Origin of the sequence: Ensifer sp. 1H6 (genome assembly GCF_001976035.1) — a bacterium.
Classification (GTDB): domain Bacteria; phylum Pseudomonadota; class Alphaproteobacteria; order Rhizobiales; family Rhizobiaceae; genus Ensifer; species Ensifer canadensis.
Genome location: NZ_MOAI01000012.1, coordinates 153,586 through 175,861, shown reverse-complemented (window position 1 = coordinate 175,861; position 22,276 = coordinate 153,586). Strand labels below are relative to the sequence as shown.

General features: G+C 62.4%; 24 protein-coding genes, 1 tRNA gene and 1 pseudogene. 6 read left to right on the top strand and 20 right to left on the bottom strand.

Annotated features, from left to right (window positions below; genetic code table 11):
- Positions 1–4 precede the first annotated feature (4 nt).
- On the top strand, positions 5–418 hold the full coding sequence (locus BKP54_RS16410) for a (2Fe-2S)-binding protein (RefSeq protein ID WP_239637581.1): 414 nt from the start codon (positions 5–7) through the stop codon (positions 416–418).
- Positions 384–875 (top strand): bacterioferritin, encoded by a 492-nt coding sequence (gene bfr / locus BKP54_RS16405; RefSeq protein ID WP_025425133.1) that lies wholly within the window; start codon positions 384–386, stop codon positions 873–875. The genes BKP54_RS16410 and bfr overlap by 35 nt, the downstream gene beginning before the upstream one ends.
- Before the next feature lie 634 nt (positions 876–1,509).
- Here the strand turns inward: bfr and BKP54_RS16400 are convergent.
- From BKP54_RS16400 to obgE, 10 genes and pseudogenes are all read right to left on the bottom strand, one after another.
- Entirely contained in the window at positions 1,510–2,037 is a 528-nt protein-coding gene (locus BKP54_RS16400; RefSeq protein ID WP_025425132.1) for an RNA pyrophosphohydrolase, read from the bottom strand.
- A 238-nt stretch (positions 2,038–2,275) separates the two neighbouring features.
- Positions 2,276–3,493: a divergent polysaccharide deacetylase family protein gene (locus BKP54_RS16395; protein WP_057226448.1), complete on the bottom strand. Its 1,218-nt coding sequence runs from the start codon at positions 3,491–3,493 to the stop codon at positions 2,276–2,278.
- A gap of 137 nt (positions 3,494–3,630) precedes the next feature.
- The gene (locus BKP54_RS16390) at positions 3,631–4,953 is read right to left on the bottom strand and encodes a S41 family peptidase (RefSeq protein WP_025425130.1); all 1,323 of its coding nucleotides are present in this window, start codon (positions 4,951–4,953) and stop codon (positions 3,631–3,633) included.
- Positions 4,943–6,325 (bottom strand): murein hydrolase activator EnvC, encoded by a 1,383-nt coding sequence (locus BKP54_RS16385; protein ID WP_084814571.1) that lies wholly within the window; start codon positions 6,323–6,325, stop codon positions 4,943–4,945. Before BKP54_RS16385 ends, BKP54_RS16390 begins: the two co-directional genes overlap by 11 nt.
- A gap of 257 nt (positions 6,326–6,582) precedes the next feature.
- Positions 6,583–7,065, bottom strand: coding sequence for a 23S rRNA (pseudouridine(1915)-N(3))-methyltransferase RlmH (rlmH, locus tag BKP54_RS16380; RefSeq protein ID WP_025425128.1), 483 nt, complete (start codon positions 7,063–7,065; stop codon positions 6,583–6,585).
- 265 nt (positions 7,066–7,330) lie between these two features.
- A complete protein-coding gene (rsfS, locus tag BKP54_RS16375; protein WP_025425127.1) occupies positions 7,331–7,822 on the bottom strand; it encodes a ribosome silencing factor in 492 nt (163 codons plus the stop codon).
- A 44-nt stretch (positions 7,823–7,866) separates the two neighbouring features.
- On the bottom strand, positions 7,867–8,475 hold the full coding sequence (locus BKP54_RS16370) for a nicotinate-nucleotide adenylyltransferase (protein WP_113567003.1): 609 nt from the start codon (positions 8,473–8,475) through the stop codon (positions 7,867–7,869).
- A gap of 16 nt (positions 8,476–8,491) precedes the next feature.
- Positions 8,492–9,775: a glutamate-5-semialdehyde dehydrogenase gene (locus BKP54_RS16365; RefSeq protein WP_025425125.1), complete on the bottom strand. Its 1,284-nt coding sequence runs from the start codon at positions 9,773–9,775 to the stop codon at positions 8,492–8,494.
- Positions 9,768–10,937 carry a glutamate 5-kinase gene (gene proB, locus BKP54_RS16360; protein WP_025425124.1) on the bottom strand — a complete coding sequence of 390 codons (1,170 nt, stop codon included), beginning with the start codon at positions 10,935–10,937 and terminating at the stop codon, positions 9,768–9,770. Before proB ends, BKP54_RS16365 begins: the two co-directional genes overlap by 8 nt.
- A 1-nt stretch (position 10,938) precedes the next feature.
- Positions 10,939–11,950 (bottom strand): annotated as a pseudogene (gene obgE, locus BKP54_RS16355) (GTPase ObgE).
- Between the two features lie 85 nt (positions 11,951–12,035).
- Here obgE and BKP54_RS16350 point away from each other — a divergent pair.
- Entirely contained in the window at positions 12,036–12,896 is an 861-nt protein-coding gene (locus tag BKP54_RS16350; protein WP_025425122.1) for an endonuclease/exonuclease/phosphatase family protein, read from the top strand.
- A gap of 42 nt (positions 12,897–12,938) precedes the next feature.
- On the opposite strand, the gene BKP54_RS16345 is transcribed toward BKP54_RS16350, so the two are convergent.
- The 4 genes from BKP54_RS16345 to rplU form a co-directional block, all read right to left on the bottom strand.
- On the bottom strand, positions 12,939–13,523 hold the full coding sequence (locus tag BKP54_RS16345; protein ID WP_025425121.1) for a GNAT family N-acetyltransferase: 585 nt from the start codon (positions 13,521–13,523) through the stop codon (positions 12,939–12,941).
- Positions 13,520–14,152, bottom strand: coding sequence for a GNAT family protein (locus tag BKP54_RS16340; RefSeq protein ID WP_025425120.1), 633 nt, complete (start codon positions 14,150–14,152; stop codon positions 13,520–13,522). The genes BKP54_RS16345 and BKP54_RS16340 overlap by 4 nt, the downstream gene beginning before the upstream one ends.
- Before the next feature lie 129 nt (positions 14,153–14,281).
- The gene (gene rpmA, locus BKP54_RS16335) at positions 14,282–14,551 is read right to left on the bottom strand and encodes a 50S ribosomal protein L27 (RefSeq protein ID WP_025425119.1); all 270 of its coding nucleotides are present in this window, start codon (positions 14,549–14,551) and stop codon (positions 14,282–14,284) included.
- A 33-nt stretch (positions 14,552–14,584) separates the two neighbouring features.
- Positions 14,585–14,956, bottom strand: coding sequence for a 50S ribosomal protein L21 (rplU, locus tag BKP54_RS16330; protein WP_025425118.1), 372 nt, complete (start codon positions 14,954–14,956; stop codon positions 14,585–14,587).
- Positions 14,957–15,258: 302 nt separating this feature from the next.
- Here rplU and BKP54_RS16325 point away from each other — a divergent pair.
- Positions 15,259–15,348: transfer RNA gene (locus tag BKP54_RS16325), tRNA-Ser, on the top strand.
- Positions 15,349–15,435: 87 nt separating this feature from the next.
- Here the strand turns inward: BKP54_RS16325 and BKP54_RS36555 are convergent.
- From BKP54_RS36555 to BKP54_RS16305, 5 genes are all read right to left on the bottom strand, one after another.
- Positions 15,436–15,657, bottom strand: coding sequence for a hypothetical protein (locus BKP54_RS36555; protein ID WP_225906505.1), 222 nt, complete (start codon positions 15,655–15,657; stop codon positions 15,436–15,438).
- Between the two features lie 59 nt (positions 15,658–15,716).
- Positions 15,717–15,932: a hypothetical protein gene (locus BKP54_RS36550; RefSeq protein WP_245317843.1), complete on the bottom strand. Its 216-nt coding sequence runs from the start codon at positions 15,930–15,932 to the stop codon at positions 15,717–15,719.
- Between the two features lie 87 nt (positions 15,933–16,019).
- On the bottom strand, positions 16,020–16,442 hold the full coding sequence (locus tag BKP54_RS16315) for a hypothetical protein (protein ID WP_084814570.1): 423 nt from the start codon (positions 16,440–16,442) through the stop codon (positions 16,020–16,022).
- A complete protein-coding gene (locus BKP54_RS16310; protein ID WP_084814569.1) occupies positions 16,439–17,131 on the bottom strand; it encodes a DUF937 domain-containing protein in 693 nt (230 codons plus the stop codon). The genes BKP54_RS16315 and BKP54_RS16310 overlap by 4 nt, the downstream gene beginning before the upstream one ends.
- 648 nt (positions 17,132–17,779) lie before the next feature.
- Positions 17,780–18,289 carry a hypothetical protein gene (locus tag BKP54_RS16305; protein ID WP_025425116.1) on the bottom strand — a complete coding sequence of 170 codons (510 nt, stop codon included), beginning with the start codon at positions 18,287–18,289 and terminating at the stop codon, positions 17,780–17,782.
- Positions 18,290–18,526: 237 nt separating this feature from the next.
- On the opposite strand from BKP54_RS16305, the gene BKP54_RS36070 reads away from it, so the two are divergent.
- Entirely contained in the window at positions 18,527–18,688 is a 162-nt protein-coding gene (locus BKP54_RS36070) for a hypothetical protein (RefSeq protein ID WP_164474930.1), read from the top strand.
- Positions 18,689–18,866: 178 nt separating this feature from the next.
- Here BKP54_RS36070 and BKP54_RS16300 read toward each other — a convergent pair whose 3' ends face one another.
- Positions 18,867–20,174 (bottom strand): amidase, encoded by a 1,308-nt coding sequence (locus tag BKP54_RS16300; protein ID WP_025425115.1) that lies wholly within the window; start codon positions 20,172–20,174, stop codon positions 18,867–18,869.
- A 523-nt stretch (positions 20,175–20,697) separates the two neighbouring features.
- Here BKP54_RS16300 and BKP54_RS16290 point away from each other — a divergent pair.
- Positions 20,698–22,260: an alkaline phosphatase gene (locus BKP54_RS16290; RefSeq protein ID WP_025425113.1), complete on the top strand. Its 1,563-nt coding sequence runs from the start codon at positions 20,698–20,700 to the stop codon at positions 22,258–22,260.
- Positions 22,261–22,276 lie beyond the last annotated feature (16 nt).

The window sequence follows — 22,276 nt, the reverse complement described above, 5'->3', positions numbered from 1 at the left end:
TCTAATCTGCGTGCAAGTTCCGCTTGTGGAGTTTTTTGTTGACAATAAATGTCCTCTTTTGCTTTATGAGCGAATTCAGGACGTTGCGTTTCACAGGCAAGACGACATGCTGGTTTGCAGCTGCAATTTCATCACGGAAAAAGAGATCGAGGACATGATTGTCAGCCTTCTCGATGAAGACTGTTGGCAGCTGATCGTGCCGGCGAAAGTCTATCACGCGATGGAAAAACGCGGTCGCTGCTGCGGCTGTTTCCCCAACGTCGTCGACATCATCATCCGCACCACCGAGCAATATCACGGCCGTCGCGACTCGACGGATGTCGAGATATTTGATTTCATGGCCCGCCTCAAACAATTCCATGAAGACAACCGGAGGGCGGATTTTGAAAGGCGACAAAAAGGTCATCGAGCAGCTTAACGAAGCGCTCTATCTCGAACTCGGCGCCGTCAACCAATACTGGCTGCATTTCCGCCTTCTCGAAGATTGGGGCTACACGCTCCTTGCCAAGAAGGAACGTGCCGAGTCGATTGAAGAAATGCATCATGCCGACAAGCTCGTCGCGCGCATCATCTTCCTCGAAGGTCATCCGAACCTGCAGACGGTCGGACCGCTGCGCATCGGCCAGAACGTCAAGGAAGTGCTGAAGGCGGATCTCGCCGGCGAATACGATGCCCGCACGGCCTACAAGAAATCACGCGACATCTGTCATGACGCCGGAGACTACGTCTCCATGAAGCTGTTCGAAGAGCTGCTTGCTGATGAGGAAGGTCATATCGACTTCCTCGAGACCCAACTCGAACTGCTCGAAACCATCGGCGAAGCGAAATACGGCCAGCTCAACGCAGCACCGGCCAACGAAGCCGAGATCGACTGAGCGTCTCGCACCATTCACACGAGAAAGCCGCCGATCACCTCGGCGGCTTTCTGGTTTTCGGGCCAAGACGATCTATGGCGCCCCGTTGCCTGACGCGCTTAGAGCATTTCCAGGAAAAGTGCGAAGCGGTTTTCCGTCAGGAAATGCGTAAAAACAAAGAGATAGAGCGTTTGTGCGGTTCCGTCTAAATCGGAAACGCTCTAAAGAATGGGCGCGCGGGCTGACGGTTCGCCCGCATGCAGACCCTCAAAGAGCCCGGTGGGGGTCTGTGAACCCTCAGGCTCGAGCGCATTTCTCCATGCGTCTTCAAACGGCGATGCGCCCTGCACCGAATTGGTATCGGGCCGGCCGGCGCCTGCTCGATACCAACCTGCCGGATATTGGCGATCGGCCCCAGAGTGGCATTGCTGCCGGGCAGGGCAAAACCTCAACCGGAACCAGGCGGTCGGTGAGGGTTGCCGCGGCAATCGCAAGACCAAAAGCGCGCGCTGCGAGCGGCCGCCTATCGTCCGCTGGCAGCTCGCAATCTGCGACGGATGCCAGGGCATCGCTTTGCGGTGTGCGTGTTGTCGGCTGGGTCCCCCGCGAAAGGTCGATGTCAGCGCAGACCCGGCCCCTGTTGCGAAAGGCGTAGTTACGGCGCCAGGTGGGCGAAGGCGGCAACGACCTCCTCATAGACCTTGCGCTTGAACGGTACGATCATCTCCGGCAGGTCGCGCATCGGCTTCCAATCCCAGGCGTCGAATTCCGGTTCGTGGCCGCCCGGCGGTGGGTTGATGGCGATCTCGTTCTCGTCGCCCTCGAAGCGGAAGGCATACCAGCGCTGCGTCTGGCCACGAAATTTGCCCTTGAGGCCGATGCCGATCAGGTGTGAAGGCAGGTCATAGTTGATCCAGCCCGGTGCCTCGGCGAGCAGCGAAACCGTGCGCATGCCGGTCTCTTCATAGAGCTCGCGATAGGCGGCCTTCAGCGGATCCTCGCCCTTGTCGATGCCGCCCTGCGGCATCTGCCATTGCTGCGGCGAGCCGTCATATTCGGAATTGCCGACGGCGATCCGGTGGCCGGCCCAGACGAGGCCGGCGCGGTTCAGCACCATGACGCCGACACAGGGGCGATAGGGCAGGTCTTCGGCCCGTAGGTTCTTGTCGTTATGCTTGCTCATCCGCTGTCCTCTCCTGGCTCAAGGCGTGACCCACTGCTCGCGCACGGCAGCGTATGGCCCTGAAGTGTTCGAACCTTTGTGAAGTCTCATCGCACCCATCTTTCGGGTTCGCAATGATTTCGTGCGCCTCGCCTGAGGCGCTGGGCTTCTGACATGGCGCCCTACATGCAGCAATTCAAAGTGCTACAGCGACCTTTGCGCGTCCAATAAGACGCGCGGCGCTCAAGGCACGCTTGACCTATCTCTGCTGCGGGTCCTTGACGAGTGCTGAAACGCCGACGATCTCGATGCCGCGCCCTTCCGCCTCGCCGGCCCACTGGGCGATGGCGGCCACGCTCTCGTCGAATGCGGAGGCGACACCGATGGCTGTACCGTTGCGCCGGGCGATGCGTTCCAGCTCGTCGAGTTTTTTCAGGATGGCGCTGCGGCTGAGCTCGCTGTCGACGGTCATGTCGGCGAAGCCATGCGGAACGTCAAAGGCATCGGCAAGCTTGCCGGACAGCGATTGCGCCGACGTGCCGTCGTCGAGGAAAAGCACGCCGCGTTTGCCGAGATCGCGCATCACCGGTTCGAGAGCATCGGCATCGGAGAGAAAGCGCCCACCGAGATAGTTCATGATGCCGGTGTAGTTGGTGATCTGCGCCATGTTCTTGTGCAGTTCGGCCAGGTTCTTCGTCGAACCAAGCGAGAGGCGGAGCGCGCGCGGTCCCGGATCGTTGTCGGGGTAATCGAAAGGCTCCATCGGGATCTGCAGCAGGATCTCATGGCCGCTGCGTCTTGCCTCCTGCATCCAGCGCTGCAGGCTGTTGCCGGCGGCGGCAAAGGCGAGGGTGACGTCGGGCGGCAGGTCGCGGATGGCCTTCTGCGTGCCGGTCTGGCTGAGGCCAAGGCCGCCGATCACAAGCGCGATACGGGTGCCGCGTGCACCCGACCAGGGTCGGGCATATTGATCCATCGGCCGCAGCCCGTCGGCGGCGGTGATCGGTAGCCGGCCCTCAGCGCTGTCTTCCAGCAGGTCGTCATTCGGAAGGGCGGCCATGCGCGGGTCCTGGCCGCGGATCGGGCCGACATTGATCAGCGCAGGCCCGCTGCCGTCGCGTTGGCGCGGCGTGAACTTGGTGACGGTCGCGCCGTCGTTTGTCAGGGTTTCCTCGACATGAGCGCCGGAGAAGGCGGTGCCCGGCTTCAGCGTGCCGCCGCTGGTGTTCGATGCTTGCCCGCTTGTGGAATTGGGTGTCTTTTGTGCCGTTTCGGCCGGTTCCGGCCCAACCATACCCGATTCGGACGCCTGCCTGCGCAACCCATCCGGAGCGACGGCGTTCCAGACGGAAAGGCCGATTATGGAAAGGGCAAAGATGCCGACAAGGGAATAGCTGAGAAGGCGACGACGGTCGCGTCTTGGCGCGGTCTTTTCCCGGCGGTTCTGGCCAAGGGGGGCATTGAGATCTGTTCCCAAACGGAGCCTCGGTCGACCTGAAGGAGAGTTGCCGGTGAGGGATGCGCCGTTTTTAAGAGAATCGGCGGTTTCCGGCAGCACCTGCAGCCCACATAGTATAAAGGCGCCGGGTTGACCAGCCCGGCGCCTTCAATGGCTTACTTCTTGAGCTCTGCCTGCTCCGGGCTTGCCGGGAAGGCCGGATCGGTCTTCTTGCCGCGCAAGAGGTCAAGCGCGTAGTTGAGCTGCAGGTCGTCCTTGGTTTCCGGCGGTACATAGGCGACCGAGCCGGAACCTTCGTCGGTTTCGCTCTGTCCCTGGATGTGGCCACGCAGATCGGATTCGCCCTGGGCTTCGACCCTGCCAAGCAGTTCCGGCGGCAGTGGCTGTTCGACCTTGATGTCGGGCGTGATGCCCGTTCCCTGGATCGATTTGCCCGACGGCGTGTAGTAGAGCGCCGTCGTCAGGCGCAGAGCGCCTGCTTCGCCGAGCGGAATGATCGTCTGTACCGAGCCCTTGCCGAAGGAGCGCGTGCCGAGCACGGTCGCGCGCTTCAGGTCCTGCAGGGCGCCGGCAACGATTTCCGATGCGGAAGCCGAGCCGCCATTGACGAGAACGACCACCGGCTTGCCGTCGGTCAGATCGCCAGGCGTCGCGTTGAAGCGGCGGGTCTCGTCCGGATTGCGGCCGCGGGTCGAAACGACCTCGCCACGCTCCAGGAAGGCGTCGGAAACGTTGATCGCCTGGTCGAGCAGACCGCCCGGGTTGAGGCGCAGGTCAAGGACATAGCCCTTCAGCTTGTCGGCCGGTACTTCGGACTTGATCTTCTCGATGCCCTTCTTCAGGTCGTCGTAGGTCTTCTCGGTGAACGAGATCACGCGAAGATAGCCGACGTCGCCTTCGGTGCGGAACTTGACGGCGCGAACGGCGATCACGTCACGCACGATCGACAGTTCGATCGGCTTGTCGGCGCCCTTGCGCAGGATCGTCAACTTGATCGGGGTGCCGACGGCGCCACGCATCTTCTCGACCGCATCTTCAAGCTTCAGGCCACGAACGTCCTGGCCGTCGATCTTGGAAATGAAGTCACCGGCGAGAACGCCGGCGCGGGCCGCGGGCGTGTCGTCGATCGGGCTCGTGACCTTGACGAGGTCGTCTTCCATCGTCACTTCGATGCCGAGGCCGCCGAATTCGCCGCGGGTCTGGGTGCGCATGTCCTCGGCGTCGGTCGAGTTCATGTAGCTCGAGTGCGGATCAAGCGAAGAGAGCATGCCATTGATGGCATTCTCGATCAGCTTGTCATCCTGCGGAGGGGTGACGTACTGCGCGCGCACGCGCTCAAACACGTCACCAAAAATCGCAAGCTCGCGATAAGTCGAGGTATTGGCCGCGACGGCCGGAACGACAGCCGAATAAATGACGCCCATAGCGGTCGCACCCATCAGCGCCCCGACCAGAACAAGTGAAGCCCTACGTATCATTTCGCGCCTTTCCAACCTCTGCTGCGGTCCACCATGGTCGGGAATCAACCGGTTTTCCGTCTTTTCGGAATTCAATGTAAAGCGTCGGCCGGTCGGTTTCCAGCGCCAAGGCCGCAGCACTTGCGACTCTTTTCGCACCCATCGTCGCAAGCGGTTCACCCGCCACGACAAATTGTCCGGTCTGTACGCTCACCTTCTCCATGCCCGACAGCACAACATGGTAGCCGTCGCCCGGATTGAGAATGATCATCTGCCCATAACTGCGGAAATTGCCTGCATAGACGATCCAGCCATCTGACGGCGCAGTCACCAGCGCGCCGGGGTTGGTTTCCAACATGATCCCTTGCAGGGAGTGCCCTGTACCATCGGCATCACCGAACTTTCGCAAAAGCGATCCCGCGGCCGGATAGGCAAGCTTATTCCTCAGCTCCGAGAACACGTATGCTGGCGCAATGCGGTTTTTGTCGGGCACGGCGCTCCGGGCGAGCTCCCGCGCCGCTTCGCGCTCGGCCTCGCTCATGCGCAGGCGTTCCTCTTCCTGCGCGCGTGCGGCGGCAGCCGCGTCGCGCACCGAAGCGATGTCATTTTCGAGCGAACCGATGAGGCCTTCGAGATTGGTCGCCTGCGAGGCGAGTTCCTGCGCCTTGCGCTGTTCGGCGGCGAGTTCGGCCGCACTTTTCTGGCGCAGTTTTTCCTTTTCGGCCACGAGCATCGACATGCGACGCTCTTCCTCGGCATTGGCCGTCATCGCTGCCGTCAGCTCTTCGCGCTGCTTGCCGATGCCGGTTCTGATATCGGCGAGCGCCTTCAGGTCGGCGACGAGGTTGTCCGTTTCCTCGCGAATTCCGGGTACGACAGCGCCGAGCAGAATGGCGCTGCGAACGGAGCCGAGCGCATCCTCAGGCGTCACCAGGATCGCCGGCGGCGGGTTGCGGCCCATGCGCTGAAGTGCGGCGAGCACTTCGGCAAGCACCCCACGCCGGGCGCGCAGCGATCGGCGCACGGTATCTTCCTTGGAGCGCAACTCGCTCAGCTTCTTCTCTCCATCGACGATCTGCTGCTCCAGACCCTGCCGCTTCCTGGCAGAATCGACGATGGCGGCGCGCAATGCCTCATTGTTTTTGTCGATCTCGGCGATGGTCGCCGCCAGCTCGTCGGCGCGCTCCTGCGACAGCGTGATGGTTTTCGACAGCGCATCGAGCTCGCTGCGGGTGCTGTCTCGACGAAGCGTCAGGTTTGCCGCCGGATCGGGCGGCCCCTGCTGCTGGTCCGCCGCTGATGCCGCTGGCGTCGCCGGTGCATCCTGGGCGCTGCCGGAAGCGCAGCAACAAGCACAAGCGCCAGCAGCGCCGCACTGCGGCCGGGCCGCCATGCTTCGCCACCGATCTTGCTGAAAGCGCTCATCATGCTTCGGCGCGTCATTCGTCCCTATGCATCCAACTGGAAATGCTTCGCGCTTACTTCCGCCAACCGGAACCGATTTTCGGAAAGCGTCATGCGCAGTTTCAACGTTTCTGAGCGCTCGCCGGGCATCTTTCCCCGGTGCGTGACGCTCTCCTCAAAAAGCCTAATCTGATTTGGCGGATGCGACCAACACATATTCTCGTTATCGCCGGTGCATGGCGCGTCTCAGACACGGTGATAGGGATGTCCGGAAAGGATGGTCACGGCGCGATAGAGCTGTTCGGCGATCAGAATGCGCACCAGCTGATGCGGCCAGGTCATCTTGCCGAGATTGAGCACGGCGTCGGCGCGCGAATGAAGGCCAGGGTCGAGCCCGTCGGCGCCGCCGATCGCGATCATCAGGTCGCGTTTGCCGCTATCGCGAAAACTGCCGAGCAGCGATGCGAAGCCTTCGGAATCGAGCGCCTTGCCGCGTTCGTCAAGCAGCACCAGCAGACTGCCGTCAGTGAGCGCTTTTTCAAGCTGGGCTGCCTCCTCCCGCTTGCGCGTATCGGAGTTGGAGGCGCGGCTTTCGTTGACTTCGACCACGCGGGAAAGCTCGAGACCGATCGCCGGACCGGCCTTGGCAAAACGATCGAGATAGCGGGCCGCAAGATCCTTTTCCGGCCCCGCCTTGAGGCGGCCGACTGCGAAAAGTCCGATACGCATGACCCAATCCGTCTCCGCCTGCGCTGGACCGCACTGCTGCACACCTCCTGAAACCGGGGTCGATTCAAGGAGAAGGTCATGCAGCGCACTAAAGCGTTACAGCGGCATTTGCACGTCATGCCAGACGCGGCGCTGCAAGCTACGATCAGTCGCAACAATTATCCTGGCTGCGAACGCCGCTTCGGCGATGACAGCCACATTCCCAATATGTATGATCGCAATACGGTGCGTGCGGCGGCTCAGACGCCCGACGAACCGTGCGATCTCAATGCAGCGTGCCGTCCTCGATCTCCGGTGTCGCCCACATCTTCTCGATGTTGTAGAACTCCCGGATTTCCGGCCTGAAGATGTGAATGATCACATCGCCGGTATCGATCAGCACCCAGTCACCCGTTTCCAGACCTTCGACGCGGGCGTTGCCGAAGCCCTCGTCCTTCAGGTCCGTGGTCAGATGGTCGGCAATCGCCGCCACATGCCTGCTCGATCGCCCGGAGACAACGACCATGAAGTCCCCCAGCGCCGACTTGCCGGCAATGTTGATGGTAACGATATCTTCTGCCTTCGAGTCCTCTAGGCTTTCGAGGACCAGTTGAAGCGCACGGACAGCGGCTTCGTCGCTAGATCCCGTGCTGCGTGGGAACGCGGAGGCCGCATATCCCTTGGCGTGTGCTGTTGTCAGGGTTTTTCCTTTCCAGGTGAACAGAACAGGCACTTCCGATTCGACTGTTTCGCTCGAACCGTCAGTAAATGTAGGCATCAAACCAGAACGGTTTCAAGACACGAGAAATGAATCATTCGATTTCACGCCGTTCTGGCGGATCGAAGTGCCGTCGAACTCATCGAGGAGCGCGGCCCGTGTATGAAGGTCCAGGCGGGTGCCGGGTGAAAAGCAAGGCGCCGGGCATCGTCTTCGTCGATGCGGGCATAGTCGAAAGTCTTGGCCATGCGCGAGGAGAGATAGGCAAGCGTCGAGCCCGGCCGATCGATGACGGCGATCGGAAACGTGCGGGCGATTTTCTGCCAATTCTGCCAGCGGTGAAAGCTGCGCAGGTTGTCGGCCCCCATGATCCAGACGAAGCGGATATCGCGGTTGCGGGCCTTTACCATCTCGAGCGTGCGAGCGGTATAGCTCTGCCCCAGCGCCTTTTCGAAGGCGGTCACCTTGATGCGCGGATTCGGGGCGATCTTCTCGCTGAGCGCGATGCGATCGGCAAGCGGCGCCAGATTATTGTGGTTCTTCAGCGGGTTTCCGGGGGTGACCATCCACCAGAGTTGGTTGAGGCCGAGGCGCTGGATCGCCGTTTCGGCGACCAGCACATGCCCCTGATGCGGCGGATTGAACGAGCCGCCGAACAGGCCGACCACCATGCCGCTTTCGACATGGGGCATGCGCAGATAGCGGCCGTTCACTTCGCTGGACGTCACGTCAGGGCCTGACCTGTCCGGCGCCGCGCACGCGATACTTGAACGATGTCAGCTGCTCGACGCCAACGGGGCCGCGGGCGTGCATCTTGCCGGTGGCAATGCCGATCTCGCCGCCCATGCCGAATTCGCCGCCATCGGCAAACTGGGTGGAGGCATTGTGCAGCAGGATGGCGGAATCGATTTCGGCGAAGAAGCGCTCGACGACATCGGCATCCTCGGCGATTACCGCCTCGGTATGCGCCGAGGACCAGGTGTTGATATGTTCGATCGCGCCGGAAATCCCGTCCACCAGTCGGACAGAGATGATCGCGTCGAGATATTCCGTCGACCAATCCGCGTCCGTCGCCGGCCGCAAGCCATCGATGGTTCCGGCAAGCTCTTCGGACACCCGCACTTCGCAGCCGGCTGCGAGCAGCGCCTGAAGTAGCGGCCTTGCCAGCTTGTCCGCAGCATTGCTGTCGATCAGCAGTGTCTCGGCGGCACCGCAGATACCAGTGCGGCGCATCTTGGCATTGACGACGATCTTTTCGGCCATGGCGAGATCAGCGGATGCGTCGACATAGATGTGGCAGAGGCCTTCGAGGTGGGCGAACACCGGCACGCGCGCCTCGTTCTGGACCCGTGCGACGAGGCTTTTTCCGCCGCGCGGAACGATGACGTCGATCGTGCCACCGAGGCCCGAGAGCATGGCGCCGACGGCAGCGCGATCGGCAACCGGCACCATCTGGATCGCATGCTCGGGCAGGCCAGCAGCCTTCAGGCCTTCGACGAGGCAGGCATGGATGGCGCGCGAGGAATGGAAGCTGTCGGAGCCGCCCCGCAGGATGACGGCATTGCCCGCCTTCAGGCACAGTGCACCGGCATCTGCCGTCACGTTCGGGCGGCTTTCGTAGATCACGCCGATGACGCCGAGCGGCGTACGCACGCGCTCGATGTGCAGGCCATTGGGGCGATCCCACTCGGCAATGACGTCGCCAACCGGATCCTTGAGGTCGGCAATCGCGCGAATGCCGTTGGCCATGTCGCGGATCCGGCTCTCCGTCAGCGTCAGGCGGTCGATGAAGGACGCGGCGATGCCGGACTGGCGGGCGTTTTCAAGATCGATCGCGTTGGCGGCAAGAATCTCGTCGCGGCGATTGACGATGATCTCGGCCATGGCAACGAGGGCCGCATGCTTGCGTTCGGCGGTGGCGACGGCAAGCGGCCGGCTTGCCGCCTTCGCCTGGCGGCCGATCTCCAGCATGACGCCTTCGACGTCATCCTTATTCCTGACTTCATCAAGCATGGACTTCATCCCTCCGGCCGTCCTTCTCGTCGGCGCGCTTGCCGGTCATCACCAGATCGTCGCGATGCACCATGGCGGCGCGGCCGGCATAGCCGAGGATCGCCGCGATCTCTGCGGATTTCTTGCCGGCGATCTGGCGAGCCTCGTCGGCGTCATAGCCGGCAAGACCACGGGCGATTTCGCGGCCCGCTGCGCCGAGAATGGCAATGGTGTCGCCGCGGCTGAAGGTGCCCTTCACTTCGCGCACGCCGGCAGGCAGCAGGCTCTTGCCGGAGCGCAGCGCCTCCTCGGCGCCGGCATCGATGGCGAGCGTGCCGGCCGGCAGCAGCTGCCCGGCAATCCAGGTCTTGCGTGCGGTCACCGGTGAGCCCGATGGTGCAAACCAGGACGAGCGAGCGCCTTCCTCGATGGCCGCCAGCGGATGGTTGGGTTTGCCCGAGGCGATGATCATGGAGCAGCCGGCGGTGGTTGCGATCTTGCCGGCATCAATCTTGGTGCGCATGCCGCCGCGCGACAGCTCGGAGGCAGCCCCCCCTGCCATCGCCTCGATCTCGGGCGTGATCTCCGCGATCGTGTCGAGGAAACGGGCATCGGGGTCGAGATGCGGCGGCGCCGTATAGAGGCCGTCGATGTCGGAAAGCAGCACCAGGAGGTCAGCGCCGACCATGGTGGCGACGCGGGCGGCCAGGCGGTCGTTGTCGCCATAGCGGATTTCGGTGGTCGCCACCGTATCGTTCTCGTTGATGATCGGCACGGCGCCGAGCTTCAGCAGCTGGTTGATCGTGGCGCGGGCATTCAAATAGCGTCGACGCTCCTCGGTGTCGCCGAGCGTCAGTAGCACCTGGCCGGCGACGATCGCGTCTGTCGAAAGACTTTCCGACCAGGCGCGGGCAAGCGCGATCTGGCCGACGGCCGCGGCCGCCTGGCTTTCCTCGAGTTTTAGCGCGCCAGAAGGGAGTTTCAGTACGGTGCGGCCGAGCGCGATGGCGCCGGAGGAGACGACGAGCACGTCGACGCCCTTGGCCCTGAGGGCGGCGATGTCGGCACACATGGCGTCGAGCCAGGCCTTTTTCAGCCCGGTCGCGCGATCGACCAACAGGGCCGACCCGATCTTGATGACGACCCGGCGATACTTCTGAAGCGGCTTGCGGGTCTTCGTCATGTCAGGCGGTCTCTTCTCCGGACTTTGCCGCGACAATGACGGTGCGTAGCGCCCGCAATGCCTCGGTCATGCCCTTGCTGGTGGCGGCCGAAAGCAGGAGAGGCTGCTCGCCGCAGGCCTTTGCCAGCGCCTTGGCCTTCACCTTCAATTCGTCCTCGTCGAGCACGTCGATCTGCGACAGCGCGACGATCTCGGGTTTGTCTTCGAGCCCGCCGCCATAGGCTACGAGTTCGTGTTTCACGGTCTTGTAGGCCTTGGCGACGTCTTCTTCCTGGGCCGAGACGAGGTGAAGCAGCACGCGCGTGCGCTCGACATGGCCGAGGAAACGGTCCCCGATACCAACGCCTTCATGCGCGCCTTCGATCAGGCCGGGAATGTCGGCGATGATGAACTCGTTGCCGTCGATGGTGGCGACGCCGAGGTTCGGGTGCAGCGTGGTGAAGGGGTAATTGGCGATCTTCGGCCGCGCCCGGGTGCAGGCGGCAAGGAAGGTCGATTTGCCGGCATTGGGCAGGCCGACGAGGCCGGCATCGGCGATCAGCTTCAGCCGCAGCCAGATGGTTTTTTTCTTCGCCTTCGAGGCCGGGGTTGGCCCAGCTTGGCGCCTGGTTGGTGGCGGACTTGAAATGGGCATTGCCGAAGCCGCCATTGCCGCCGGCGGCAAGCCGGTAGCGCTGGCCTTCGGCGACCATGTCGACGATCAGCGTCTCGCTGTCTTCCTCGAAGATCTGGGTGCCGACCGGAACCTTCAGCGTCACGTCGGCGCCGCCGGCGCCCGTGCGGTTGCGGCCCATGCCGTGCGTGCCGGTCTTGGCCTTGAAGTGCTGCTGGTAGCGGAAGTCGATCAGGGTATTGAGGCCGTTGACCGCCTCGACCCAGACGTCGCCGCCGCGGCCGCCGTCGCCGCCATCAGGTCCACCGAATTCGATGAATTTTTCACGACGGAACGACACGGCGCCTGCGCCGCCGTCGCCGGAGCGTATGTAGACTTTCGTTTCGTCTAGAAATTTCATTGGACTGCCATCTGTTCGGTGTATTTGCGCGGTCGTATTTTGCCGCCATCGATATAGGCGGTTCATCCGGAGGTCAAAGAATATCGTGCGTTTTGCCAGCTACAACATCCAATACGGCATCGGTCTTGACGGCCAGTTTGAACCCGAGCGCATTGCTGCGTCGCTTGGCGGCGCCGACATCATCGCGCTGCAGGAAGTGACACGCGGTTTTCACCGCAACGGCCACGTCGATCTGGTTGCCCGTTTCGAAGCGCTCTTCCCCGGTCATTTCTCAGCCTTTCATGCCCCTTGCGACATCGATATCGGCTCTTCGATCGAGGGCGGCCGCGCCGTCAACCGGCGCTTCCAGTTCGGCAACATGATCCTGTCGCGCTGGCCGATCCTGTCGACCCGGTTGATATCGCTGCCGCGCACCCGGACCATCAGCCCGATGAACCTGCAGCGCGGCGCCACCGAAGCGCTGGTCGCCACGCCGGGCGGGCCGCTGCGCGTCTATTCCGTGCATCTCGACCATGTGCTTCCCGCCGAGCGCATCGCCCAGATCCGCTTCCTCAAGGAGCGGCTGCTCGGCTATCCGCTTGAGGGCGGCGGCATTACCGGGGCTGCCGATTTCGGTCTTGCTGAGCCGCCGCATCCGGAGGATTTCGTCGTCATGGGCGACTTCAACATGGAGCCGGAGACGCCGGAATATTGCGCGATGGCCGGCTCGCGCGACGCTTATTACGGACGCTCGCTTCGGCTCGAAAATCCGGTCGACGTGCTCGCCCATCTCAACCGGCTGACGCCGGAAAGCTATAGCTGGGTTCATCCCGACAATCCTCAAAAGCGCATGCATCTCGACTATGGCTTCATCAGCACCGGCCTGGTGCCGCAGCTGAAGGACGCCTGGACCGATTACGACGCCAAGGGGTCCGATCATCTTCCTGTTGGTTTTGAACTCGCTTGACGAATATCCCCGCAAAGGCATGGCTTCGCGGGGATTGTTTCTTCAGTGTGGCCGGCGCAGATCTGCCGCGCTCAGCCGGGTCTCGATATGGGCGACCATGGCATTGCGGGCGAGCGCATAGATCTGGCTGCAGCCGGTGATCTGGAAGCCGAGCTTTTCCTGGACCTTGAGCGACCCCGGATTGTCGGCGAAGACGCCGGAATGCAGGGTCGTTTCCGGCATGCGCCGGAAGAAGCGCTCGATCGCCGCATAGGCTGCTTCGCTCGCCAGGCCCTTGCCCCAGTAGAACCGGTTCAGCCAGTAGCCGACATGCCATTGGCCGTGCCTGAGCTCGATGCCGATGCAACCGATATGCACGTCGTCGCCGGTGGTGATCGCCAGCGTCCAGTCGGGGGTGAGTCCCGAGGTCTGGCTTGCCAGCCAATCGAGCGCATCCTGCTGGTCGTAAGGTGCAGGCACACGCGAGAGCATGCGCGCCACCTGGAAATCGCCCAGCGACTGAGCGATCGCCTCGGCATCGCTTCGGCTGTGGGGCCTCAGCACCAGCCGCCTGGTTTCGATGACCGGGCAGGGCCCGGGGCCGGGACGGATCGCGGTGCGCGAGCGTTCGGAGGTGAGCGCGTTCATCGCATGCCTCCCCAGCTTCTGAGCGAAACCCAGGTCTTGCGGTCGAGCCGATACCATTCGACAGAGATCGAGCCGCCGAGCGCCAGGCTGCCGACCATGCCGCTGCCCTGGAACTGGAAGCCGCACTTCTGGATGACCCGGCGCGAGGCGAGGTTCATGACCCGGCAGCGCGCATCGATCTGGTCGATGTCACGGGTGCGAAAGGCCATGTCGGTGAGCGCCTGGGCAGCCTCTGTGGCATAGCCTTGGTTCCAATAGGGTTCGCCCAGCCAGTAGCCGAGTTCCGCCGTCTTGCCATCGGGGTGCGGCTCGATACCGCAACAACCGAGGAATGCGCCATTATCCGCTTTGGTAATCGCGTAGACGCACTTGCCAATCGTGCCGGCTTTGGCGCGTCGCACGAAATCGGCGGCATCGGCCGTCGTATACGGGTGCGGCATGCGCGAGACCATGGTGGCGACATTGGCATTGTTGGCAAGATGGGCAAGGGCGTCGATATCGTCTTCATGGGGCGCGCGCAGAACGAGCCGGGGTGACAACAATATCGGGCAATCGGTCCTTGACCGTTGGGGCCTCAGCCTTTGTTCGGGAGACCGTGATTGGTCTTCCCTCAGTAGCTCGGTTTGCATGGTTCGTCCTCCAGAAACGAAAAAAAGGGGAGTTGGGTATTGCCCCATCTCCCCTTTTTAGGTCTGGCTTGGAACCGAGGTGCGTCAGCCGGGTCGATGAGACGCCGGCTGTTTTAGAGCGCTACCGGCTTATTCCGCTGCTTCCGCTTTCGGCATTACAGACACGTACACGCGGCCATTGGCCTTCGTACGGAAGTCCACGTTACCTGCCGTAAGCGCAAAAATCGTATGGTCCTTGCCGAGGCCGACATTGGCGCCCGGATGCCACTTGGTGCCGCGCTGACGCAGAATAATGTTGCCGGCGATGACCTTCTCGCCGCCGAACTTCTTCACGCCAAGGCGCTTGGACTCGGAATCGCGACCGTTGCGCGACGAACCGCCAGCTTTTTTGTGTGCCATTGGTGTTCTCCTTTAAACCTTCGATCCCAAAACTCAGTTTGCAGCTTCAGCGGCGGCTTCAGACTTCTTGGAAGCCTTCTTTGCCTTGCCACCGGCAGCAGCGATGTCCAGGATGCGGACGGTCGTCTGGTGCTGGCGGTGACCGCGCGAGCGCTTGGAGTTCTGGCGGCGACGCTTCTTGAAGGCGATGACCTTCTTGGCGCGGCCCTGTTCAACGACTTCGGCGCTGACAACGGCACCTTCGACAAACGGAGCGCCGATGGTTGCATCGGCGCCGACGCCGACCATCAGGATCTCGGTGAATTCAATCTTGTCGCCTGCTACGCCTTCCAGCTTTTCGATGGTTACGACGTCGTTGGCTGCCACGCGGTACTGCTTACCGCCGGTCTTGATGACTGCGAACATTCTTTATCCTTTCATGTTCGGGCCGGCTCTTTACCCCAGGGGCAAGGCCGTCTTTTTGTCAGTCGACATTTTTAGCAGAACTCCGGGATCATTCCCGAAGCCCTGCCGGTGAATGGGCGCAAATCACACCCGCTGCGGTGAGGGCAAGCCACACCACTTCATTGCGCGAATTACGGGAAACGCGCTCCTCTGTCAAGAAGAAGGCACTCGCCGCATTGGATAATCTTCACCGAGGCCCTTGCCAGCACCCGAATCTGCCGCTATGAACCCGACCGCGCCGAACAAGCGCCGACCGACTATGCGGAGAGGTGGCAGAGTGGTCGAATGCACCGCACTCGAAATGCGGCATACCTGCAAGGGTATCGTGGGTTCAAATCCCACCCTCTCCGCCATCGGGACTTCAATCCTGCTTTAGCCCGAATTCCTCCCAGCTCGCCAGAGTAGCTTCAGGCGACGAAGCGGGCATTGCCGGCGCAGCGTCAGGCGATTTTCAGCGCGGCCGATATTTCCGATAGGGTCGCTTTCTCCGCTTCGCTGACGGCGACACCGCCGAAACCCAGGAATCCACCTTCCTTGGCGGCTTCCGCTACGCGCTGGCTGATCTGATACAGCCATGCGGCGAAGGCGCTGGCATCATCCGGAGCCTTGGTTTCGACGACCGTTCGCGCCTGCTGCAACGTTTCGATGCATCTGGCCTTCATGTCCTCAGGCTTGGAGCCTTTCAGTTTCGCCTGCAGGCCGTCGCGTGCCGTCGTTCGTCCTACCGAGGTTTCGAAGTCGGCGACGAGCGCTTTGACGAGCGGACTGGCCGCGGCATCGTTTTTGCCTGCAGCAGGGCGCGGCTGTTGGCGAGGCCCTCCTTGAGCATGCCCCACAGGCCGCTCGGCTCCGCCGCGGTCACGGCTATGCCCGCCATCATCACGCTCTCCAGAAGCAACGTCCATTCCTCCGGGGTGAATGCCGATTTGTCAGCCATGGCTGACCCTCCTTCGTTCGATTTCGTGTTCATGACAGTCGTTGCCGATCCACGCGGCGCGCCGAGTGCCGACGGTTTCTCGAAACATCAGGTCGACAGGGCCGTCAGCTTCGTCTTCAATGCATCGATAGTGGGTTTCAGAATGTCCGAAACGCCGGGGATGGCCAAAACCTTGTCGAACAGCCCATTGAGCGTGGGCATCATCGGCGTGATCAGGGCCGTGAGGGCTGCCTTCTGCCCGGCTGAGAGTTGCCCGGCCACACCGCTGACCTTGTCGAGCTGGCTCGAGACATCCTCCAGCTTCGGCAAGGCCGCCGTGGCGGAGGCCGCATCGGTAACGCCCGTCAGCGCTGTCTGCAGGCTGGCCATGCCGTCCTTGACCTGCTGGCCGACATCGACCCCGCCGACCGTCAAGCTCTGCTCAGGCGTGCCGGCCTGGGGTGCGACCGGTTCCTTTGGCCTGCCGAACAGGTAGAAAAGCACGCCGGCAATCACCAGGGCGGCAATCACCCAATAAAGCCAGTTGCGCGACGAGGCTGGCGCGGCGGCCGCTGCTGCCGCTGCGCGTTGGCCGCACCACCGACTGCGGAGGCCGAAGCGGCAGCGCTGCGGGTCGCTTGGCTGGCAGAGGCTGCAGCGGTTTGTGCCGGAGCGCCGAGCGAGCCGAGCAGGCCGGTGCCGCCGAGCAGGTCTCTGACGCCGGATGGCAATGCGGCGGCGATATTGTCCTTCTGGCTGGCGAGCAGACCGGCGATGCCGTTGGCGCTCAGGTCGCCTCCGCTCTGCTGGGCGAGGCCGCCCATGACCAGCGGAGCAAGCGTTGCCAGCAGCGAGCCGCTCGCCCTTTGATCCATGCCGGAAACCCCGCCTATGGCCGTTGCCAGCGCACTGCCGTCCTTGGCGCAAAACAGCGATGAGATGATCTGTGAGCCGTTTTGGGCAAGCGAAACCTGGTCGCCACCCGCCAGCATTCCCATGAGATTGTCGAGCGAGCCGCTCTGTTGTTTGGCGCTGTCGGCGATCTTTTGCGCGCCGCCCGGCTGCGCGGCGACGCCGGTCAGGCCCGCCAGAATTGCCGGTACGGCAGCGGCGACGGCGCTCTGCACCTTGCTGCTATCCAGGCCAAGCACTGAAGCGATGCGCGCGATCATGTCAGGGGTAAGCATCTGCGCGATGTAGGAAACAAGATTGCTGGCCATTGGCTTTTCCTCCACGTTGATGTCGTCGAACAACGACTCTGGTCATCGAGCGGGGCTCGACGGCGCGGCAATTGGCTGCAAGCAATTCGCGTTTAACTGATTATCGACTGCGAGATTTGTTCGCCAGGAACTCTACAGCGCCGCGCGTCTTGTTAGATGCGCAAAGGTCGCTGCAACACTTTGAATTGCTGCATGTTTTTAACCTTAAATCGAATTCGATTTAAGGAAACATGCAGTAGGCGCAGAAATACTAGCACCTGTAGGTGTATTGCGCCAGTTCGCAACAACCTTCGGAAATAAGCGTGTTGTGTCGCTTGTCGCCCACCCGGGCCTTGCCTCGCCTCTCCCGTTTGTCCGTCTTCTCCTTCTCTTAGAGGGCGGCCCGGACGATGCGCCGGAACATTTCTGTGCCGGATTCAGGCGTGATGACCGCCGCCTATGGACGGCATGTGCGAACGTTCCGGGAACTGAAACGCGCTGCTCAAGCGAGCCTCGACGGCCGGGAGTGATCTCGTGTCTACTGCATGTTTCCTTAAATCGAATTCGATTTAAGGAAACATGCAGTAATTCAGAGTGCTACAGCGACATTTGCGCGTGTAATAAAGACGCGCGGCGCTGTAGTCCAGGGATACCGCTGCGATGACGATGTCACTCTTCATGCGTGCGCAGCCACGCCTCCAGCCCGGCAATCACCGCGAGCCTCAGGCTTGCGTTCTTGGCAAGCGCTCGGGCAAGGGACTGTCCATCGGACAAAAAACCCATCTCGTGCATGACGTCGTCGGGCTTCAGGCGTTGCTTTGCCATGATCGCCTTGATCCGGGTGATCGTGGAGGGAAGCAGGTAACGTCCGCTGGCGATGGGGGCACCTGCGGGTATGGGAGAAGGCACGGCGGCCGTGGGCGGAACTGGAGTGGCAACAGGCAACACGCCTGATATCGCCAGCCAGGTCAGGAAGCCGTCGCGCTCGCCAGGGGTGGCCTTTGCCCACGAATTCTTGAGTTTCTCAAGGCGGGTCCGCTGCGGCTTCAGGCCGGCGATGACGAGAGCCTTGCGAAGCGAGGAGATCCTGCCGGTGAGCACATCACTGTGGATGTCCGGGAACTCGGCCTTCAACCGCTGCTCATAATGGGCGTTATCGCGCTTCGGCTTTTTCGACATTTTCAGTTCCGACGTTCATCTCCTGCGTCCTCTAGCGCGCCGCGCGGGCGAGGGCGAGTAAAAAGGCGATGCCGCCAAGCCGCGTATATCGGGCCACTTGTTTCGAGAGGCCGAGCCCGATGCCAAGCCGCGACCAGAGCGTCATGCAAAGCTCTGCCCGTCAAGCTTTGCACAAGTCGGGCTTTATACCATCGCGCCAAGAGCCGGGATGTGACACGGCGAACAAAGGACGATGATATGTCAAGCGATATCGAGCATTATACCGATCCGCAGGATTCGGCCGTTGCCCTCTACCTCACGAACAATGACGGCGAAGAGCTAACCAATGTGCTGGTCGCAGCACTCGAGGATGCGTTCCGCATCCTTCGCGACGAGGTTTCCGGCGAAACGATGCACTGAGGCGAGACGGCGAGGCCCAGTTCGCTATGCAAGCACAGGCGTGGGCTTTGCAACTGGCCGCCAACTGCAAAGCCGTTCGGTTCGCTGGCCAGGCTTCATATATACGATACGGGCGCCCTCGCGTGAGCGCCCTCAACTGATTATGTGCCGGGGTTTGGTTCGGGTCGAACCGGACGCATCACCTTTCCCGTAACAGCGCCTCGACCGAGGCCGCTACCGCCAGCAGCGTCCCGTCCGTTCCGTTCCTGCCCACCAACATCAGGCCAGCCGGGCGGGTCGGCCCCGGCATCGGCAAGGTTATGGCCGTGAGATCGAACTGGTTTGCGACCTGGCAGTTGCGCAAGAGCAAGCCCTCGACGCGATCATATTCTGCCTCATTCGCCTCCACGGAGGCGATCGGCACTGCGGCGATCGGCGTCGTCGGCAAGACGATGAGATCGTAGGCGGAGAGCCGATCGTCCATGGCACTTGCTAGGCCTGCTCTCGTTTCCAACAGCGCATCTAGTGCTGCCTGCGGCGTCAGCAAACGACGTCGAAGCGTCGATGAAACCCTGATGTCGACCGGTGCGTCGTGATCCGAAAGCCAGTCGGCATGCAGACGGCTCGCCTCGAGGCCGGCGATCGAGCCGATCGCGGTCGCCTTCTTCAACCGGTCGATAAGGTCGTCGATACCGCAATCGACAAGGTCGGCGCCCGCAGCAGTGAGGCGGTCGAGACATGCCGTAAAGTGTGTGGCTATTTCGGTTGAGAGCGCGGCCAGGAGCTGGCCGCGTGGCACGCCGATCCGCAGGCCGGCAATCGGCTGGGGAACAAGCGCTGTTACCGGCTCGCCGGCCATGACGGCATCGACAGCTGCGCAGTCGCTGACCGTGTGGGCGAGCGGCCCGATAGAATCGAGACTCGGGGCAAGCGGGAAGGCGCCGTCGAGGGACACGCGGCTGGCGGTCGGTTTGAAACCGACGAGGCCGTTCAGCGCCGCCGGGATGCGCACGGAACCGCCGGTGTCGGAGCCGATGGCGATATCGCAGGTGCCTTCCGCCGCCGACACGGCCGCGCCCGAGGACGAGCCGCCGGGGATCAGGCTTTCATCGGTCGCGTTGCCGGGAACCGGATAATGGGGATTGAGGCCGACCGCGGTGAAGGCGAATTCGGTCATATGGGTCTTGCCGACGATCACGGCGCCGGCGGCGCGCAATCTCCTGACCACGACGGCGTCCTGTTGCGGCACGGCTGCCGTGCGCTTGATGATCGAGCCGGCGAGCGTCGGTTCTCCGGCAACGTCGAAAAGATCCTTGATCGAAACGATCTTGCCGTCGAGCGGTCCGAGCGTGGCGCCGGCCTGAAGGCGGCGGTCGGCGGCATCGGCCTCGATGCGGGCGCTGTCGGCATAGAGCTTGACATAGGTCTTCTCGTTCTCCCGACGGGCATCGAGCCGGCTCAGGATCTGTTCGAGGTGATCACGCACGGGAGTGTTCGAATGGGACACGATAAGGAACCTGCCGATATCTGACGTCGCCGGGCGGCGAGCTGAAGCGTTTCGTCCGTAGCGCAGCAAGGGGGGCCGCGGCCGCGGACGAGATTCTTCATAGCAGGGCTTGCGGCAAATGCCATGAGGTTGCACCCGCCGCACCGCCTCCATGCAAGTGGATATTCAGCAGGGTTTATGCGCGCAGAGAATGAACCGACGATAGACGAAAGTGCGCAGGCAGTTTCGCAGGTTTGCAGATTTGCGCTGTGCGGCGGCGATCGATTGGTGCGAGGCGCGTTCGATGGTCTCGAAGCCGGCAGCCTTCGATCCCTGGCGGATCGCCCAGGTCGAGAAACGTCCGACTGCCTTCGGCCCGGCCCAGTCGCCGTCGAAGACGAGCCACCTTCGAAGGCCCTGTATTCACCGAATTGTCGCGAAACCGTTCAAATAGTTTCACGCCACTGTTAAGTCGCTGACATACGAACAGCTAAAGGTCCGGCACGCGAAATCCGCTTTCGCAGGGCTCGAACCGGAGGCTTGTTTGGCCGAAATCCTCACCACGCTGTCCCGCCGTTCCTTCCTTCTGTCTGCCGGTGCTGCCGGCCTCGTTGCGTCCTCCGGTCTTGCAACACCGTTCTATGCCCGCGGCTACGGCCGTCCGGAATTCATCCACGGGGTGCAGTCGGGCGATGTCGACACGAGTTCCGGCATGGTGTGGACGCGGGTCGACAGGCCGTCGCGGGTGACGCTCGACTATTCGACGACCGAAAGCTTTTCCAATCCGGTTCGTCTCGCCGAACTCACCGCAACACCGCAGACGGATTGTGCGGTCAAATGCGCGCTGGAGGATCTGCTTCCGGACCAGGACATCTTCTATCGGTTCACCGCGACCGATCTTTACGACATCAACCGGGTGTCCGAGCCGGTCGTCGGGCGGTTTCGCACCGCGCCGTTGCGCAAGCGCTCGGTCCGCTTCGTCTGGTCCGGCGACACGGCCGGCCAGGGTTGGGGCATCGACGATGTCGGCATGAAGACCTATTCGACCATGCGCCTGCACGAGCCGGACTTCTTCATCCATTCCGGCGACACGATCTACGCCGACAATCCCATTCCCGACGAGATAGCCTTGCGCGACGGCGGCATCTGGAAGAACCGGGTGGTGACGCATGAGAAGCGCGATGTGGCGCGCACGCTCGAGGAATATCGCGGCCAGTGGAAGTATAATCTGCTCGACAACCATGTGCGTGAACTCAACGCCGTCTGCCCGACCTTCTATCAGTGGGACGATCACGAGGTCCTGAACAACTGGTCGGCCTCGACAGACCTCAGCGACGATCCGCGCTATCCGGAAAAGGACGTTGCGGTCTACGCCGCGCGCGCGGGGCGCGCTTTTAACGAGATGACGCCGGTCCGCACGCCGCCGACGCAGCCCGGCCGCATCTTCCGCAAGATTGCCTACGGTCCGCTGCTCGATGTCTTCTTCGTCGACCTTCGGTCCTATCGCGGCCCCAACCAGGGGGAGGGTGATGGTGGCCTGTTCGGCTGGCGCCAGGCGGACTGGCTGAAGCGGGAGCTTGCCGCGTCGCGCGCCGTCTGGAAGGTGATCGCCTGCGATATGCCTGTTGGTCTCGTCGTCTGGGACGATTATGCCAACCGGCGTGGTTCCGATGCAATCGCCAATGGCGACAATGGTCCACCGACGGGTCGCGAAACCGAGTTTGCCGAGCTGCTCCGCTTCATCAGGGACAATGCCATCGACAACCTCGTGTGGCTGACGGCGGATGTGCATTATACGGCCGCGCATCACTACGATCCGTCGCGGGCGGCCTTCAAGGATTTCCTGCCATTCTGGGAGTTCGTTTCCGGTCCCTTGCATTCCGGTACCTATGGTCCGAAGGAGCTGGACATGACGTTCGGCCCGGACGTGCGCTTCATCAAGGCGTCCGGTGGAGGTGTGGACAGCAACCTGCCTCCATCAGCCGGGCTGCAGTTCTTCGGCATCGTCGATATCAACGGCCAGACCAAGCAGATGACCGTGCGGCTGATGGATCGGCAGGACCAGGAATTGTGGCGCGTGACGCTCGACCCGGCCGCCGTCGCATGAGCGTTTTGGCTTTGGT